Below are 351 nucleotides of genomic sequence, written 5' to 3'. Positions count from 1 at the left end.
GACCCCAGGTTCTCCGGACCACCCCCAGCCGCCAGGAACGCTTTCACCGCGTCGTGGTTACGCTGCCCGGCACTACGCCGATCCCGCCGCGCCGCCACCTCCACCGTGTCCTGATCGACCGCGCCCGGCCCCATCCGGGGGCTGTCGGGATCCTCGGGGTTGCACATGCCCGGACGCGCCCACTTCGCCAAGACGACATCCAGCAGGGCACGCAGTTGCGGATCCAGCACGCCCTTGATCTCGCTCATACCGTCCACGCGTTGTTTGCCCACCCAGAGTTCGCGGCGGCGGGCGCGGTCGTCGTCGCTGGTGAGGACCCCGTCCGGGTCCAGACACGACAACAGCACGTGT

At 69.5% G+C, this 351-nt stretch carries 1 protein-coding gene; it reads right to left on the bottom strand.

From position 1 onward, the window contains the following. The coding region (locus QJS31_RS37260) for a DUF222 domain-containing protein (RefSeq protein WP_306359031.1) at positions 1-351 on the bottom strand (351 nt) is incomplete at both ends.

It is taken from the genome of Nocardia sp. CC213A (genome assembly GCF_030766805.1).
In the GTDB taxonomy this organism is placed as follows: domain Bacteria; phylum Actinomycetota; class Actinomycetes; order Mycobacteriales; family Mycobacteriaceae; genus Nocardia; species Nocardia otitidiscaviarum.
Note: the sequence above shows the minus strand (reverse complement) of the source record. Positions and strands in the feature narration are given on the sequence as shown.